14 protein-coding genes are annotated in these 16,537 nt (G+C 58.0%); 6 read left to right on the top strand and 8 right to left on the bottom strand.

Annotated elements, in window-relative coordinates:
* Window positions 1–177: 177 nt before the first annotated feature.
* From choV to FB593_RS13475, 3 genes are all read right to left on the bottom strand, one after another.
* Window positions 178–1,224, bottom strand: coding sequence for a choline ABC transporter ATP-binding protein (gene choV / locus FB593_RS13485; RefSeq protein WP_003513591.1), 1,047 nt, complete (start codon window positions 1,222–1,224; stop codon window positions 178–180).
* On the bottom strand, window positions 1,221–2,072 hold the full coding sequence (choW, locus tag FB593_RS13480) for a choline ABC transporter permease subunit (protein WP_003513593.1): 852 nt from the start codon (window positions 2,070–2,072) through the stop codon (window positions 1,221–1,223). The genes choV and choW overlap by 4 nt, the downstream gene beginning before the upstream one ends.
* 293 nt (window positions 2,073–2,365) lie before the next feature.
* The gene (locus tag FB593_RS13475) at window positions 2,366–3,268 is read right to left on the bottom strand and encodes a choline ABC transporter substrate-binding protein (protein ID WP_236772433.1); all 903 of its coding nucleotides are present in this window, start codon (window positions 3,266–3,268) and stop codon (window positions 2,366–2,368) included.
* Between the two features lie 287 nt (window positions 3,269–3,555).
* Here FB593_RS13475 and FB593_RS13470 point away from each other — a divergent pair, with 287 nt between their 5' ends.
* From FB593_RS13470 to FB593_RS13460, 3 genes are all read left to right on the top strand, one after another.
* The gene (locus FB593_RS13470) at window positions 3,556–4,137 is read left to right on the top strand and encodes a thymidine kinase (protein WP_111798790.1); all 582 of its coding nucleotides are present in this window, start codon (window positions 3,556–3,558) and stop codon (window positions 4,135–4,137) included.
* A 114-nt stretch (window positions 4,138–4,251) separates the two neighbouring features.
* Window positions 4,252–4,704 (top strand): pseudoazurin, encoded by a 453-nt coding sequence (locus FB593_RS13465; RefSeq protein WP_003513601.1) that lies wholly within the window; start codon window positions 4,252–4,254, stop codon window positions 4,702–4,704.
* Between the two features lie 238 nt (window positions 4,705–4,942).
* Complete coding sequence (locus FB593_RS13460; RefSeq protein ID WP_145166671.1) at window positions 4,943–6,100, top strand: DUF2333 family protein; 1,158 nt, start codon at window positions 4,943–4,945, stop codon at window positions 6,098–6,100.
* A 26-nt stretch (window positions 6,101–6,126) separates the two neighbouring features.
* Here the strand turns inward: FB593_RS13460 and FB593_RS13455 are convergent, their stop codons facing one another.
* The 3 genes from FB593_RS13455 to FB593_RS27540 all read right to left on the bottom strand — a co-directional run bounded on the left by FB593_RS13455 (window position 6,127) and on the right by FB593_RS27540 (window position 7,870).
* Window positions 6,127–6,843: a helix-turn-helix transcriptional regulator gene (locus FB593_RS13455; protein WP_097172353.1), complete on the bottom strand. Its 717-nt coding sequence runs from the start codon at window positions 6,841–6,843 to the stop codon at window positions 6,127–6,129.
* Window positions 6,844–6,943: 100 nt separating this feature from the next.
* On the bottom strand, window positions 6,944–7,465 hold the full coding sequence (locus FB593_RS13450; protein ID WP_013636634.1) for a TIGR00645 family protein: 522 nt from the start codon (window positions 7,463–7,465) through the stop codon (window positions 6,944–6,946).
* Between the two features lie 249 nt (window positions 7,466–7,714).
* Entirely contained in the window at window positions 7,715–7,870 is a 156-nt protein-coding gene (locus FB593_RS27540) for a hypothetical protein (protein ID WP_162486086.1), read from the bottom strand.
* Between FB593_RS27540 and FB593_RS13445 the strand changes: the two genes are divergently transcribed.
* The gene (locus tag FB593_RS13445) at window positions 7,824–10,064 is read left to right on the top strand and encodes a TonB-dependent hemoglobin/transferrin/lactoferrin family receptor (RefSeq protein WP_145166670.1); all 2,241 of its coding nucleotides are present in this window, start codon (window positions 7,824–7,826) and stop codon (window positions 10,062–10,064) included. The two genes, FB593_RS27540 and FB593_RS13445, sit on opposite strands and share 47 nt — an antisense overlap.
* A 55-nt stretch (window positions 10,065–10,119) precedes the next feature.
* Here the strand turns inward: FB593_RS13445 and FB593_RS13440 are convergent, their stop codons facing one another.
* Window positions 10,120–11,016 carry an extensin family protein gene (locus tag FB593_RS13440; protein WP_080797961.1) on the bottom strand — a complete coding sequence of 299 codons (897 nt, stop codon included), beginning with the start codon at window positions 11,014–11,016 and terminating at the stop codon, window positions 10,120–10,122.
* Between the two features lie 282 nt (window positions 11,017–11,298).
* Between FB593_RS13440 and FB593_RS13435 the strand changes: the two genes are divergently transcribed.
* The gene (locus FB593_RS13435; protein ID WP_003513614.1) at window positions 11,299–13,488 is read left to right on the top strand and encodes an anthranilate synthase; all 2,190 of its coding nucleotides are present in this window, start codon (window positions 11,299–11,301) and stop codon (window positions 13,486–13,488) included.
* 76 nt (window positions 13,489–13,564) lie between these two features.
* Here FB593_RS13435 and FB593_RS13430 read toward each other — a convergent pair whose 3' ends face one another.
* The gene (locus FB593_RS13430; protein ID WP_019565182.1) at window positions 13,565–14,509 is read right to left on the bottom strand and encodes an HD-GYP domain-containing protein; all 945 of its coding nucleotides are present in this window, start codon (window positions 14,507–14,509) and stop codon (window positions 13,565–13,567) included.
* 276 nt (window positions 14,510–14,785) lie between these two features.
* Here FB593_RS13430 and ade point away from each other — a divergent pair, with 276 nt between their 5' ends.
* Window positions 14,786–16,480: an adenine deaminase gene (ade, locus tag FB593_RS13425; protein WP_145166669.1), complete on the top strand. Its 1,695-nt coding sequence runs from the start codon at window positions 14,786–14,788 to the stop codon at window positions 16,478–16,480.
* The last annotated feature ends 57 nt before the right edge of the window (window positions 16,481–16,537 follow it).

The raw sequence follows: 16,537 nt of genomic DNA, 5'->3' as shown, positions 1-16,537 counted from the left end.
CTAGTTTTACTTTGCGCAATTTTCTCAAAGTTTGCAATATGCTTTTTATTCGTAATTATTTTAATGCATAACTTATAATGTCTTGGGTATTCTTTTTCTTTATACCAGCATTAGGTAATACAAAAAGGCCTTCCGGGGAGGAAGGCCTTTCGTTTTCTCGACCAATGCGAGTGTTTCTCATTTCTTGCGGTGGCGAGTGAGGCCTGTCACAATTTCGTCTGCGGAAATCGTGCCTATAATTGCGCCATTATCGACAACACCGATCGCGCCGGAATGTTTCGAGAGCGCATCGAGGATATCGATCAGCGGCGATGTCGGACGGGCGGTGGCGGCCACGTTCAACCGGCCGTTTTGTTCATCCACGCCTGGCTTCATCACGTCCGCGGCGGTCAACATGGAAATCGGGTTCATGTTCTGCACGAAATCCGCGACATATTGCGTAGCCGGTTGCTTGACGATCTGCTGCGGCGTGCCGCACTGGATGATACGCCCGCCTTCCATCATGGCGATGCGGTTCCCGATGCGGAATGCCTCGTCCAGATCGTGACTGACGAAGAGGATGGTTTTCTTCAACCGGCTCTGGAACTCCAGAAGTTCGTCCTGAAGGCGGCTTCTGATGAGCGGGTCGAGCGCCGAGAACGGCTCGTCCATCAAGAGAATGGGCGCTCCGGTTGCGAAGGCGCGCGCCAGCCCTACGCGCTGCTGCATGCCGCCGGAAAGCTCCCCCACCTTGCGGTCAGCCCAGGCGGACAGGTTCACCAGCTCAAGCTGCTCGGCCACCATGCGCTTGCGTTCGGCTTCCGGCGTTCCGGAAAGCTCCAGCCCGAAACCGACATTGTCGGCAACGTTTCGCCAGGGCAGCAGGCCGAATTGCTGGAAGACCATCGAAACAGTATGCATGCGCAGATCGCGCAGCGCCTTCGCCGTCGCCCGATAGGGATCGACAAAACCGGACGCCGTCTTCACGCTGACATTGCCGCGCACCACAGGCGCAAGGCCGTTAACGGCCCTGAGCAGCGTCGATTTACCGGAGCCCGAAAGCCCCATGAGCACGAGTATTTCGCCCTCATTTACCGAAAGCGAGGCATTCGCAACGCCGAGGACCAGTCCGGTCTGCTCGTTGATCTCGTCACGCGTGCTGCCCTTGTCGATCAGCGCCAGCGCCGCCTCGGGCCGGTCGCCGAAGACGATATCGACATTTCCGAAGATGATTGCATCACTCATAGATCATGCTCCGTGCCGGGAAGGCGGAAAAGTCGGTCGAGAACGATCGCCAATATGACGATGCACAACCCAGCTTCGAAGCCCATGGCGATGTTGACTGTGTTCAATGCGCGCACCACCGGCACCCCCAGGCCGTTGGCGCCAACGAGGGCGGAGATGACCACCATCGAAAGCGAAAGCATGATCGTCTGGGTAAGACCCGCCATGATCTGCGGCGCAGCGAAGGGAAGCTCCACCTTGCGCAGAACCTGCGATGGCGTGGCACCGAAGGCGATGGCCGCTTCCACCAGCGCCGGCGGCGTCGAAACGATGCCGAGACGGGTCAGGCGCACGGGCGCGGGAATGGCGAAGATGACGGTGGCGATAAGCCCGGGAACCATGCCGAGGCCGAACAGCACTAGCGCCGGAATGAGATAGACGAAGGTCGGAATGGTCTGCATCAAATCCAGCACCGGGCGCATGCCGGCATAGATCCACTTGCGCCGCGCCGCCAGTATTCCAAGCGGTATGCCGATGATCATGCAGACCGCGCTGGAGGCAAGAACGAGCGCCAGCGTTTCCGTCGTCGCCTTCCAGTACCCCAGATTGATGATGAACAGCAGACCAAGCGCCGTAAAGACCGGCATGCCGACCGACCGCCTTGTCCAGGCTGAAAGAGCCGTCACAATCGCGACGATGACCAGCGGATGCGGCGCCTGCAAAACGTAAAGCAGGGCGTTAATGACGCTTTGGAAAATGAAAGAAAGCCAATCGAAGAAAAAAGCGAGATTGCCGGTCAGCCAGTCAATGGCCTCCTTGGCATATCGGCCGACGGGCAGGCGGTTTTCAGGAGCGCTGAGCCATTCCACGGTAAGACAAGACCTTTCGTGAACCAGAGCAATTCCAGTAAAAATGCGTAACGGTTTTGGGCCCGGAATTGCAAAAAAATAAGAAGAACAGGCATTGAAGGTGATCCCGTTTCACCGGAAATGCCGCTAATGCAGAAACGACGGCCGGCAACAGCATTGCCGGACACCGGGATTGCGCGTGACCCCGGATGCGAGAAAAATTCGCGGACCGAGATCATGCAAAGGACATCGTAATTTCCTGCGGTATCCGGCCCGCTTACAAGGTTAGGCCGGATACATGCGTTATCTGCAACCTAGAGGCCCAAGGCCTTCTTGACGGCGGGCAAGGCGTCAGCGCTGCCATCCTTGGTCTTGACGTTGGCAAGCCAGGGTTCGATCGCGGCCGGGTTGGCCTTCAGCCAGGCAGTCGCCGCCGCTTCGCCCTCGAGGCCATCATTCAGGATCTTGCCCATGATCTCGTTTTCCATGGGCAGGGAGAATTCCAGGTTCTTGAGAAAGATACCAACATTCGGGCATTCCTCGGTGTAACCCTTGCGGACATTGGTGTAGATCGTCGCACCGCCGAGATTGGGGCCGAAAACCTCGTCACCGCCGGTCAGATAGGTCAGCTTGAAATTCGTATTCATGGGATGCGGTTCCCAGCCGAGGAACACGATCGGTTCGCCGGATTTCCCCGCGCGGGCAACCTGCGACAGCATGCCCTGTTCGGAGGATTCGACCACCTCGAAACTCTTCAGCCCGAAGGTGTCCTTGGCGACCATGTCGAGGATCAGGCGGTTGCCGTCATTGCCGGGCTCGATGCCGTAGATCTTGCCGCCGAGATCGCCGCTATGGGCCGCGATATCCTTGAAATCCTTGATGCCGAGTTCAGCACCCTTGGCATTGGTCGCGAGCGTGTATTTGGCGCCGGTCAGGTTTTCACGCAGCGTTTCAACCGACTTGTCGTCGCGGTAAGGCGCGATATCGCCTTCCATGGTCGGCATCCAGTTGCCGAGGAACACGTCGATGTCCTTGTTTTTCAGGGATGTATAGGTAACGGGCACCGAGAGAAGCTTGACGTCGGTTTCATAACCTAGGCTCTTCAGCAGCACCGTGGCAGTCGCTGTGGTGGCAGTGATGTCGGTCCAGCCCACATCGGAAAAACGAACCTTGCCACAACTTGCCGGCTCCGCAGCGCCGGCTGCATTGAACGTCATGACGGAGATTGCTGCGGCCAAAGCCAGACAGCGACTTCTATTTGCAAACATCGCTTGCTCCCTTTTTTTCGTTCCCTTGCCATTATCAATATCTGCCGGATACAATCAACTCGCGTGCATTTGCGTGCTTTGGCCCGCCGTTTGCGACACGACGATGAAAATCTCCGGCCTTTTAGTCCGCGATACGGACAGCTGCGGCATGCGGAAATCTGTGTTTTTCCCGTTGCGGCACTTTTCAACCCGACCCTTCGCCGTCAAAAGACGCGAAGGTGTACAGGGAGTGGACGATGGCAAAACTCTATTTCAATTATGCGGCGATGAACGCCGGCAAGTCGACCATGTTGTTACAGGCATCCTATAATTATCACGAGCGCGGCATGCGCACGTTGATTTTCACGGCCGCCTTTGACAACCGGGCCGGCTTCGGCCGGGTCGCGTCACGCATCGGCCTGTCGTCCGACGCACGGACCTTCGACGCAAACACCGATATCTTCTCCGAAGTGGAGGCCCTGCATGCCGAAGCGCCCGTTGCCTGCGTTTTCATCGATGAAGCCAACTTCCTGTCCGAACACCATGTCTGGCAGCTTGCCGGTATTGCCGACCGGTTGAACATTCCGGTGATGGCCTACGGCCTGCGCACGGATTTTCAGGGCAAGCTTTTCCCGGCCTCCAGGGAACTGCTCGCCATTGCCGACGAGCTTCGCGAAATCCGCACCATCTGCCATTGCGGCCGCAAGGCGACGATGGTCGCCCGTTTCGACAATGAAGGAAATGTGGTCAAGGAAGGCGCGCAGATCGATGTCGGCGGCAACGAAAAATACGTCTCCTTCTGCCGCCGCCACTGGGTCGAAACGGTCAAGGGCGACTGACCGTCTGCGGCCGGTTGCCGCATTTGATTTTTCGCAAGGATGGCTCCCCTGCTCCTGCGCTAAGACCATGCGGACACATTCGCGTGGATGTGCTTTCTCTCAGGAGCAAAAGATATGCACAACAAAACTGCCACCGTCGCCAGCCTTGCCATCGCTGCTGCCCTCCTTGCCTTTCCCGCCCTGTCGGCCGAAATCGAGGTGAAGATGCTCAACAAGGGCAGCGATGGCCAGGCGATGGTCTTTGAACCGGCAACCGTCAAGGCAGCTGTCGGCGACGTCATTTCCTTCGTGCCCGTCGACAAGGGTCATGATGCGGCTGCCGTCAAGGAAATGCTTCCCGAGGGCGTTGCGGACTTCAAGGGCAAGATGAACGAGACGGTGAAACTGACCGTCGAGAAGGACGGCGCATACGTCGTCAAATGCACGCCGCATCTCGGCATGGGCATGGTCGCCCTCGTTGTGGTCGGCGATGCCGCACCGGCCAATCTCGATGCCATAAAGACCGGCAAGCTGCCGAAAAAGGCGCGGGAGCGGCTGGACGCCGAAATTGCCAAGCTCGGTCTGTAACCGCCTGTCACCTTGTTAAGGCGATACATGCTCCACGCGTAGTTCCGGAACACGGGAACGACCCGCGCGGACCGCAGGTTGAGAAAAGTTTCGCAATCATGTTGTATCCCGGTGGGTAGGGACATATCTGGAAGACAGTAAACGACCGCGGTTGTTGCGAAGCGCCAAAAGGCGCATGGCCGAACCGCGGTTGTACCTTCCGGCGTTCAGCCCCACGGCCAGAGGAGACTATGACGACATGATCGACCGGATAACCGCTTTGATTCAGGCAGCCTTCAACGCCATCGGCAAGGCCGCCGGTCTCGTCGTCGCCTGGCTTTTGTGGCCTTTCATGGCCGCCCACGGCTGGTATCGCGACCGCAACTGGATCATCAAGGGTCCGATCGCTCTGGTGCTCATCCTTCTGGCCGGCTTTTACGGATACTTCTTCTGGCAAACGCAGGTCTGGACGAATTTCGACCCGGATTATATTTCCCGTTACAAGCTTGCCGAACGCACGGTGCCGCCCGGGCAGGAATTGCCGGCTGCAACACCCACGGCCGCCGCCGGCGCCACCGGTGCTGCGGCAAACACCTCCGCACCGGTATGCCAGCGCTCGGCTATCGTCGATGCTGCCGCCGATCTTACCGATTTCAACGTCAATCAGAATGCATGGATTTCCTCCATGCTGCTCTATCGTCTCGGCCTTTTCGGCATGGACTGGGACAGCACGCCATTTCTGGACAACAAGGCGTCCTTCCAGCGCGGCGTGAACCAGGCGGTGCGCCGCACCGCGGTGGAACTGGTGGATACGCTCGGTCGCGTTCGTGGAACATCCGGTATCAACAACAATCTCCAGGAAGCGCGCGGGAACATGCAGTTCAGCGAATATTCCTGGTATTTCGGCCTCGATCCGTTTGGCCCCAAAACACCGACACCGAGCTACTATCGCGCCGCCATCCGCAGCTTCCAGGCATTTAACGGCGAACTCACCGCCTGCAAGGCCGTCTTCGATACACGCGCCGATAACCTCATCCAGTTCATCGACCGCATTGCCGGCGATATCGGCTCGACATCGGCCATTCTGCGCGAGCGTTCGGAAAACTATAATGGCGGCTGGTTCGACACTCGCGCGGACGACCGTTTCTGGTTCGCCTATGGCCAGCTCTATGGTTATTACGGCGTGCTGTCGGCAGCCGGATCGGACTTCGCGCAGGTTATTCGCGAACGCAATCTGACCAATCTGTGGAATGACACCCTGGGGCAGACCCGTGCGGCGCTACGCATCCAGCCGGCAATCATTTCCAACGGCGACGAAAGCGGTTGGATCATGCCCTCGCACCTTGCCACCATGGGATTTTACGTTCTGCGCGTTCGCTCCAACCTCGTCGACCTCCGCTCCGTTCTCGACAGGTAAGGCAACAGCTTGGACCGGCAGGAAAATCAGCTTATCAGGCCAAGGCGTATTGTCTTGGCCACTAGCTGCGCGCGGTTGACGCAATCGAGCTTGCGAATGGCGTTGTTCATATAGGTATTGACGGTGTGCTCCGAGATGGACAGAAGCTCGGCAATCTCCACGGAGGTCTTGCCCTGCGCAGTCCAGCGAACCACGTCGAGTTCCCGCTTCGTCAGTGGTGAGGGGAGTTTTGAGCCTGCACGACAAAGCCGGTCATAGGCCTCCAGGGCGTGAAGGGCGATCATGCACAGCTCGTTCAGCGAACCCTGCGACAGGACATCGCAATCGCCTGCGAAATTCATCAGATGCCGGTTTCCGTCCATGCCATTTACCGGCACCAGAAGACCGGAGGTGATGCCCATGCCGCGCAGCAGGGTTGAGACTTCCAACAGCGAGCCGGAGTTGATGTCCTTATCGTCAAGAGACCAGTATTGCGGCATCATCGATGAAGCGCCGCGCTTTATGACGGGACAATCTGCAAGTTCACCGTCCCGGGTCATCGCATTCACCACCCACACCGGCAGGCTGCTTTCCACCACTATCGGCAGGGCATAGGCATTGCGAATGCTCGGCAGCTTCAGCAAGGTCACGTAGGAATAACCGAACGCCTGCATCACCTGCTGCAGCGCCGCCAGCCATTGGGGTCTGTCGATGGCAGCCGAAAGGTCGCGGCAAAGTCTGGCCTGGCGCTCCGTCTTCGGCATTCAGGCGCCACCCGGCGGTGGGCGCAGGACACCCAGAAGCGACGACCAGGCGGCATGGGCAAACAGTGTTGCAACCTTCATATCGGGCGGACCACCTTGACTAAAGTGCCGGTTTTTCGGGTTTATCCTTCGGCTTGGCCATCAGTTTCTCCAGGAAACCGAGCATGACCGCCGAGACGACAAAGGCCAGATGGATGATGGTGAACCACATCAACTGGCTATCCGTATACTGACTGGCGTTGAGGAATATCTGTAGCAGGTGGATCGACGAAATCGCCACAATCGACGATGCGACCTTGATTTTCAGGCTGCCGGCATCAAGCTTGCCCAGAAACGAAACCTCGTCATCCGCCTCATCGAAACGGCTGACGAAATTCTCGTAGCCGGAAATCATCACCATGACGATAAGGCTTGCGACCAGTGCCGCATCGATCAGCCCGAGCATGGCGAGGATCATGTCCGATTCGTCGTAAGTGAAAACGTTTTTGGCGACTTTCAGGAATTTCAGCACGAAGGAAAATGCATAAACCGCCAGCGCCGCGACGAGCCCGAGATAAAACACGACGAGCAGCCAGCGGCTGGAGAGAATGATCCGCTCGACGAGCAGTTCAAGTGACTTCATTTCCGTATCCGATTACTTTTTTGTATATTGTTGCAGCATGCATTCTTCCGCCATCTAAACTGGCTGCGAATATCCTAGCAAGCGTCAATGTCGGGACTTTGGCCGGAACCCGGCATTTTCGGGCCTCTCCACCGGTCCGGATGCAGTCTCACGGGGCGTCACATTTTTGCCACGCACCGTTATGCTTTAAAACATGATGATAAAAGTCATATATAATATGTTGACAGTTATGATCATGTTTTTTAGTCCTCAGCAATCGGCTTGCCCGTAACAAATCAAAACAGTTTCAGCCGCGACAGCAAGCGCGGCGCGTTTTTGCGCGCCATAGCTTCTGCGCGCGCCTATCCGGGGGTATTTAATGTCCATCTCGCGCACACATTCGGCGCTGTTTTTGTGCACTGCCATGTCTATTCTGCCCTTTGCCGGACCTGCGCAATCGCAGGATGCCGCGTCGCAGACGAACGACACCACCACGCTGGAGAAGATCGTGGTCAAGGGCAAGCGCGTCAAAAGCGCGAATGCAGCCGCCGACACACCGCTTGCAAGCCAGACGACGGCGGAAGACATCAGGAAGAAAGACATCGGCAGCATCAAGGACCTCGGAAACTCCACCGAGCCGGGCGTCGATTATGTGGATGCCAAGCCCGGCAGGCCCGGCGGCCTGTTCATTCGCGGTCTGGGCGGCGCGCGTGTCGTGACCCTGATCGACAATATTCCCGTTCCCTTCTTCAACAATTTCGCCCGTCAGGGACAGGCCACGACGACCCTGAGTGATACCAGTTCGAGCTTTGATTTTTCATCGCTTTCCACGGTTGACGTTGTACGCGGCGCCGATTCCAGCCGCATCGGTTCCGGCGCCCTTGGCGGCGCACTCGTTCTGCGCACGCTTGAGCCGGAAGACCTGATCGGTGAAGGCAAGGACTGGGGCGGTGTTGCCAAGACCACCTATGACAGCGAGGACAGAAGCGTGGGCGGATCGCTCGCCGTTGCAAAGAAGATCGAAAACACCTCGGTTCTGTTCCAGGGCTCCTACAAGCGCGGCAACGAAACGGACAATAAGGGCTTCGCCGATATCTACGGAACCCGCCGCACCAAGCCCAACCCGGCAGATACCTACGAAAGCAACCTGATGTTCAAGATCCGCCAGGATCTGGAAGGCGGCCACCGCATCGGGCTCACGGCCGAGCGTTATTCATTGAGAGATCGCAGCGACATGCGAACCCTGCAAGGCGTCAGCGTATCGGGATCGACTTACCGTATTGGCGACTACAGCGGCTACGAGGATACGGAGCGCGACCGCGTATCGCTTGATTACGAATATGAAGCGCCGTCGACAGACAGCCTGATCGATGCAGCCAATCTGTCGCTCTACTGGACGCGCCTCTCCAAGGAATCCGGCGCTGGCAACCGGCTGACCAACAACTCGCTCTATATCCGCGAAGACAGCATGCGCAACAGCGCTTTCGGCATCGTCGGCGGCCTTGAATCCGGCTTCGAACTCGGCGGCGTGCAGCACACCGTGCGCTTCGGCGGCAACGCCATGACAACCGATTTCAGCCAGGCACTTTATGCCAACACAGGCGGAGTAACCTCATCGTCACAGTCGGACATGCCTGACGTGAGCGGCAAGAGCCTTGGCCTCTATCTCGATGACGAAATCGCGTTTGGAAACGGTTTCCGGCTGACCCCCGGCCTGCGCTTCGATTCCTACGATTACGATCCGGATGGCTCGGTATCCAGCAACAGCGGTTACAACACCTTCGGCCTGCCAAGCGGCAATAGCGGTTCGCGCTTCTCGCCGAAGCTGCTCGCCACCTACGACGTGACACCGGAATTGCAGCTCTTCGCACAATGGTCGATGGCCTATCGCGCTCCGACCATCAACGAGCTTTATCTGAACTTCTCGAATATCAGCTCGGGTTATGCCGTGGTCGGCAACTCCGCACTCAACCCCGAAACCAGCAATGGCTTTGAAATCGGCGCCAATTACGCCTCCGGCGATCTGACGGGGAGCCTGACGCTGTTCCACAACAAGTACAAGAACTTCATCGAGCAATACACGACCTCGACGACGCTGTTCCCCGGCTTCGGCGGCAGGGGCAACGGATCGCTCTTCACCTATCGCAACCGCAACAATGTTGAAATCTCCGGCGTGGAAGCCAAGGTCCGCAAGGAACTCGCAAACGGCTTCTTCGCCCATGCGTCGCTTGCTTATGCTTATGGCAAAGACACAGACAGCAACGAATTCATCCGCACGGTGGCGCCGTTCAAGTCCGTCCTCGGCGTCGGCTACGCACAGGAGACATGGGGCACGGAATTCACCGGCATCTTCTCCTCGCATATGCGTGACGACAAGGTGGCCACAACCTACGACGCACCCGGTTACGGCATCTTCAACCTGACCGGCTGGTGGGAACCGGAACAGACCAAGGGCCTGCGTATTCAGGCCGGCGTCTACAACCTGTTCGACAAGCAATACTGGAACGCCGTCGGCGTTCGTGACGTCAACCCCAATGCCGTCAGCACCGTCAACCAGCCTGTCGACTTCTATACGGAAGCGGGACGCACCTTCAAAATCTCTCTGACCCAGAAATTCTGAACCCGGTCGGAACATCATCTCCAGTCGGGGCGGCCTTCGGGTCGCCCCCTTTTTATCAGCGGCAGTAGAGATAACCTCCCTTTCGCTCCAGCACGTCGAGATGCAGGTGATCCTGATGGGTCGCGTCGCTGCCGGGGGAAAGAACGGTTCGGAAGAACAGGCAGGCGGCGGCTGTGATCGTCCGCTGGAAGGCACCTTCCACCGTTCCATCCTCGCCGCGCGGCTTCATCACCAGCGGATCGCCCTTGTCAAAGGCGATGGTGGAAATATCGACAGCATTGCCCTTGGCATGTTCGGAAATCTTGCCGGTTTCGGCACTGTTGCGGTTGCGGCAAATATAGGTCGAGGCATTGGCAATCGCCGTTACCTTTTTGTCCGGCAGGGCGAGAGCCGCAGCCGGCAGCATCATCTCCTTTGTCCAGCGCGATAGCGCAAGGGCGGTTTCGCAGCGCATGGTGCCAGATGGTTCAAGCTTGATGCCCGGCAGCACCACGGAAAGCTCGATCGGCGCTTCGATACCGCACCCCTGCTCGTCGTCGCGGATCGGCTCGAGCTCTTTGAATTCCGCGCCGATTTCCTTCAATGCGCCAAGGCAGGCCTGAAGCTCTGCCGGGTCTTCCGGCTTCACAGGCTCCGGCGGTTTTTCCTCGGGTTTCGTTGCTTCGACAGCCGGAGTTACCGTCTCGCCGCCGTTTTGCCCCTTGTCATCTTTCTTCTTGTCCTCGGCACCCTTCCCTTCCGCGTCGGATTTTCCTTCTTCAGGCGGTTGCGGCTTGGGGGTCGGCTTCGGTGTGTCTTCGGGCGTTTGCGCGCCCTTATCGGCCGGCTTTTCCGTCGTGGCAGGTGCTTGCTGTTCGCCAGGCTTCGGCTGTGGCACCGGCACCTGTGGCGGCGGTTCGGAAGCGGAAATAAGGGCGAGACTCGTCATCAGAAGACACAGGCGATGAAGCATTTTCCGGGGCACTCCTGACTGTTTCGGCAGGACAGGAACGCAACTCGCGCCGGTAAGGTTCATTCCGTCGCCGGAATCCGCTTGCCAAGGCGAATTGTGCAGGCTAACAATTTTCCCATGAACATCGTGTCTATGAACATTGCTAACTGGTGGTGGAGCAGCTTTACGCGGCCTTGACCAGTCATGTCTTCAGACAAAGTCCAAGCCGCCCGAATTTTCAGGCGGCTTTTTTGTTATTCTGCCGCCTGTCATCGGGCCTGAAAAACGGGAAGTGCGAAAGAAATGGTAACGATCATTCAGGATGACGGAGCGGAAACCTACGAGACGAAAGGCGGCATAAAGGTCAGCCGAAAGCGTCGCGCCGCCGAATATGCCAGCGCCATCGACAACTACATCGAAAAGCTCGATGCCCATCGCGGCGCGGTTTTCTCGTCGAACTACGAATATCCGGGCCGCTACACGCGCTGGGATACGGCCATCATCGATCCGCCGCTCGGCATTTCCTGCTTCGGTCGCCAGATGTGGATCGAAGCCTATAACGGCCGCGGCGAAGTACTGCTCGACTTCATCACCGAAAAGCTGAAGGCGACGCCCGATCTGACGCTGGGCGCATCCTCCGTCCGCCGTCTCGACCTCACGGTCAACGAGCCGGACCGCGTCTTTACAGAAGAAGAACGCTCGAAAATCCCGACCGTCTTCACGGCGCTGCGCGCCATCGTCGACCTGTTCTATTCGAATGCGGATTCGGCCATCGGCCTGTTCGGCGCCTTCGGTTACGATCTCGCTTTCCAGTTCGACGCGATCAAGCTTTCGCTCGCGCGCCCGGAAGACCAGCGCGACATGGTGCTATATCTGCCCGACGAAATTCTCGTCGTGGACCATTATTCCGCCAAGGCCTGGATCGACCGTTACGATTTCGAGAAGGACGGTGTAACGACGGACGGCAAGTCCTCAGAGATCGCGCCCGATCCCTTCAAGACCACCGACACGATCCCGCCCAAGGGCGATCACCGTCCAGGCGAATATTCCGAGCTGGTGGTGAAGGCCAAGGAAAGCTTCCGACGCGGCGATCTGTTCGAGGTCGTTCCCGGGCAGAAGTTCATGGAGCGCTGCGAAAGCAATCCATCGGCGATCTCCCGCCGCCTGAAGGCGATCAACCCTTCGCCCTATTCCTTCTTCATCAATCTCGGTCATCAGGAATATCTGGTCGGTGCTTCGCCGGAAATGTTCGTGCGCGTCTCCGGCCGTCGCATTGAGACCTGCCCGATTTCAGGCACCATCAAGCGTGGCGACGACCCGATTGCCGACAGCGAGCAGATCCTGAAGCTGCTGAATTCGAAGAAGGACGAGTCCGAACTGACCATGTGCTCGGACGTGGACCGCAACGACAAGAGCCGCGTCTGCGAGCCGGGTTCGGTGAAGGTCATCGGCCGCCGCCAGATCGAGATGTATTCGCGCCTCATCCACACGGTCGACCACATCGAGGGCCGTCTGCGCGACGACATGGATGCCTTCGATGGCTTCCTCAGCCACGCCTGGGCCGTCACCGTCACCGGCGCACCGAAGCTCTGGGCCATGCGCTTCATTGAAAGCCATGAAAAGAGCCCGCGCGCCTGGTATGGCGGTGCAATCGGCATGGTGGGTTTCAACGGCGACATGAATACCGGGCTTACGCTGCGCACCATCCGTATCAAGGATGGCATCGCGGAAGTCCGCGCCGGTGCGACGCTTCTCAATGATTCCAATCCGCAGGAAGAAGAAGCCGAAACCGAACTGAAGGCATCCGCCATGATCGCGGCCATTCGCGATGCAAAAGCCACAAACTCGGCCGCCACCAAGCGCGATGCCGCCAAGGTCGGCACCGGCGTCAAAATCCTGCTGGTCGATCACGAAGACAGTTTCGTGCACACGCTGGCGAATTATTTCCGTCAGACGGGTGCCACAGTTTCCACCGTCAGAACGCCGGTCGCAGCGGAGGTCTTCGACCGCTTCCAGCCCGATCTCGTCGTGCTTTCGCCCGGACCGGGCAGCCCGACGGATTTCGACTGCAAGGCGACGATCAAGGCCGCCCGCGCCCGCGAGTTGCCGATCTTCGGCGTGTGCCTCGGTCTTCAGGCGCTGGCGGAAGCCTATGGCGGCGAACTTCGCCAACTTGCGGTACCAATGCACGGCAAGCCCTCACGCATCCGCGTGCTGGAGCCAGGCCTGGTCTTCTCCGGTCTCGGCAAGGAAGTGACCGTCGGTCGCTACCATTCGATCTTCGCCGACCCTTCCACCCTTCCGCGTGATTTCATCATCACCGCTGAAAGTGAAGACGGCACGATCATGGGCATCGAACACGCCAAGGAACCGGTAGCCGCCGTTCAGTTCCACCCGGAATCGATCATGACTCTCGGCCAGGATGCCGGCATGCGCATGATCGAGAACGTCGTGGTGCATCTGACCCGCAAGGCGAAAACCAAGGCAGCGTAAACATCCTGCATCGGCGGCGTCACTTCGGCGCCGCCGGGCAAGCCTCAAACAGCGCGACTTCGAGATCGCCTGCTGCCTAGCTACGCGGCAGCGATGTGGAAATGCACAGCGCGAATTTCTTCAAAAGTTGCATGTCGAAGTGGCCTTCCCGGCGCAACATCCACGTCAGCGCTTCGTTTGCCGTCCAAGGCTTCTTGTAGGGCCGAACCGAGGTTACGGCGTCATAGACATCGCAGATCGCCGCAATGCGCGCGTGAAGACTGATCTCGTTTCCGGCGCAGCCGCTGGGATAACCGCCGCCATCAATGCGCTCGTGATGATTGAAGCAGACATCCAGAACCATGGCCGGCATCTGCTCGTTGCGAGACAAGATATCCCGGCCGAACGTTGGATGAAGATTGATGATTTCCCGCTCGGTGGCGCTTAAACCTTCCGCCTTGTTGAGGATCGACGAAGGAATTTCCACCTTGCCGATATCGTGCAGCAGGCCGCTGATGCCGAGCAGATCGACCGTTTCCTTCTCCAGCCCGAGATAATTGCCAAAATGGATCATCAACCCGCTGACGGAAACCGAATGCACGAAGGTCGTCTCGTCCTTCGACTTCAACCGGGTAACCCCGATGAAAATCGCCGGGTTCGACTGGACCGCATCGGAAATCTTGCCGGCCGCCGCAGTCATGCCCTTGAGGGACACGCAGCCACCGGCTTCGGCAACGGCAAATGTCTCGGCAATGGCATCGGCGGCAGAGCGCACGGCATGGGTAATGGCAGCCATGGTTTCGGGGCCATTGTTTAATCGCGGCGGGACGGTTCCAGAGTACGGCCTACCCTCGATATCGTTTCCCTTGGCCGTATTGATGATGATGCTTTCAGCGCCGCTCAATTTCAATTGACGCATCAACTCTTCATGGCGCAGAAGAAATCGATATCGCTGCAAAAATCCGCTGTTCGAAAGCGCTCCCTCGACCGCTTCGATAAACATGCCAACCGTCAATTGCTGGGTAGAAATTCGTTTGAGCATCAGACGCTTTTATTTTCCTTCCCGGGAATGGTAACCTGCACTGGCAAATGCTGAAAAGACCGGAACCAACCGGTATCCCTGCAAGGGTAAGTTACGCATTCCTAACATTGTTCAATTTTGGAACTTAAACATAAGATAGCACGAATATGAAAATTTTTTACTCTGGATATATTTAAAACGCAAAGAATCAATTCGATTAAGCCAAGAAACAACCTAAGAATGTAAATACTGAAAATTCTCGCGAACGACGTAAACCAGGAGCCGAAGAAAAGCCGCATGAATTCGAAACTTGAAACGCGCATCGATCAGGGTACGGGCCGTGAACCGGCAGATATAGTTCTCAAGGGCGGACGATTCTTCGACCTCGTAACTGGAGAACTTGTTGCCTCCGACATCGCCATATGCGGCGATACCATCGTTGGAACTTGCGAAAGCTACAAGGGTCGCCGGGAAATCGACATTTCGGGGAAAATCGTCGTTCCAGGTTTCATCGATACCCATCTCCACATCGAATCATCGCTGGTGACGCCGCACGAATTCGACCGCTGCGTTCTGCCCTACGGCGTTACCACCGCCATCTGCGACCCGCATGAGATCGCCAATGTTCTGGGCGCGGAGGGGCTTCGGTTCTTCCTGGACAGTTCCATGGAAACCATCATGGACATCCGCGTGCAGCTCTCGTCCTGCGTGCCCGCAACCCATCTGGAAACCTCGGGCGCCGATCTGCCGATCGAAAAACTGCTGCCGTTCCGTGATCATCCGAAGGTTATCGGCCTTGCCGAATTCATGAATTTTCCGGGTGTCATCCACAAAGACCCGGTATGCATGGCAAAACTCGAAGCCTTTCAGGGACAGCATATCGACGGACACGCGCCGCTTCTGTCGAGAACGGCGCTGAACGGATATCTGGCAGCCGGCATCCGCACCGAACATGAGTGCACCAGTGCTGCCGAGGCTTTGGAAAAGATCCGCAAGGGCATGCATATTCTCGTGCGCGAAGGCTCGGTCTCAAAAGACCTGCACGCCCTGATGCCTGTTATCACCGAGCGTCTGTCGCCTTATCTTGCGCTTTGCACCGATGACCGCAACCCACTCGACATCGCCGAACAGGGTCATCTCGATTATATGATCCGCACGGCAATCGCCAACGGCGTGGAACCGCTCGCCATCTACCGCGCCGCCTCGATTTCCGCCGCAAAGGCCTTCGGCCTGCGCGATCGCGGTCTTATCGCACCGGGCTGGCGCGCCGACCTCGTGGTGATCGATACCTTGCAGAACTGCAAGGCCGGCATGGTCTTCTCCGGCGGCCGTATCGTCGATGACGCGCTGTTTGCCACCCGCAAGCCGGTCGCGCCCGTCGGTCTTGACAGCGTCAAGGCAAGACCCGTGCTCGCCGCCCATTTCGGCGTGCCGGTCGCGCAAGGCGAGACCCCGGTGATGGGCGTGCTCCCCGGCAAGATCATCACCGAACATCGCCGCTACACGCTGCCGACGGACGGCAACCAGACGACTGTCGATCTCGCAAACGACATCATCAAGGTCGCCGTCATCGAGCGCCATGGCAAGAACGGCAACCACGCCAACGGCTTCGTGCAGGGCTTCGGGCTGAAGAAGGGTGCCATCGCCTCCACTGTCGGTCATGACAGCCACAATATCTGCGTTGTCGGCGTTAACGAGGACGACATGGCGCTGGCCGCCAACCGGCTCGGCGAAATCAAGGGCGGTTTTGTGGTAGTCGAAGACGGCAAGGTGACGGGCGAGATTGCGCTCCCGGTGGCCGGGTTGATGAGCCTCGAACCTTACGAAACGGTGCGAGACACGCTCCACACCCTGCGAAAGGCAGCCTATGCGCTCGGCACGACGCTCGAGGAGCCTTTCCTGCAGGTGGCTTTCCTGCCGCTACCCGTCATCCCGCACCTGAAGATTTCCGACATGGGCATGGTGGATGTGGATCGGTTTGCACTGATCTGACGATGGAGTTTATCGGCCGGAAACAGCGTAATCTACTTATGCCGCGTTTCTGAGACG

It is taken from the genome of Rhizobium sp. SJZ105 (genome assembly GCF_007828365.1).
Lineage (GTDB): Bacteria > Pseudomonadota > Alphaproteobacteria > Rhizobiales > Rhizobiaceae > Agrobacterium > Agrobacterium tumefaciens.
Note: the sequence above shows the minus strand (reverse complement) of the source record. Positions and strands in the feature narration are given on the sequence as shown.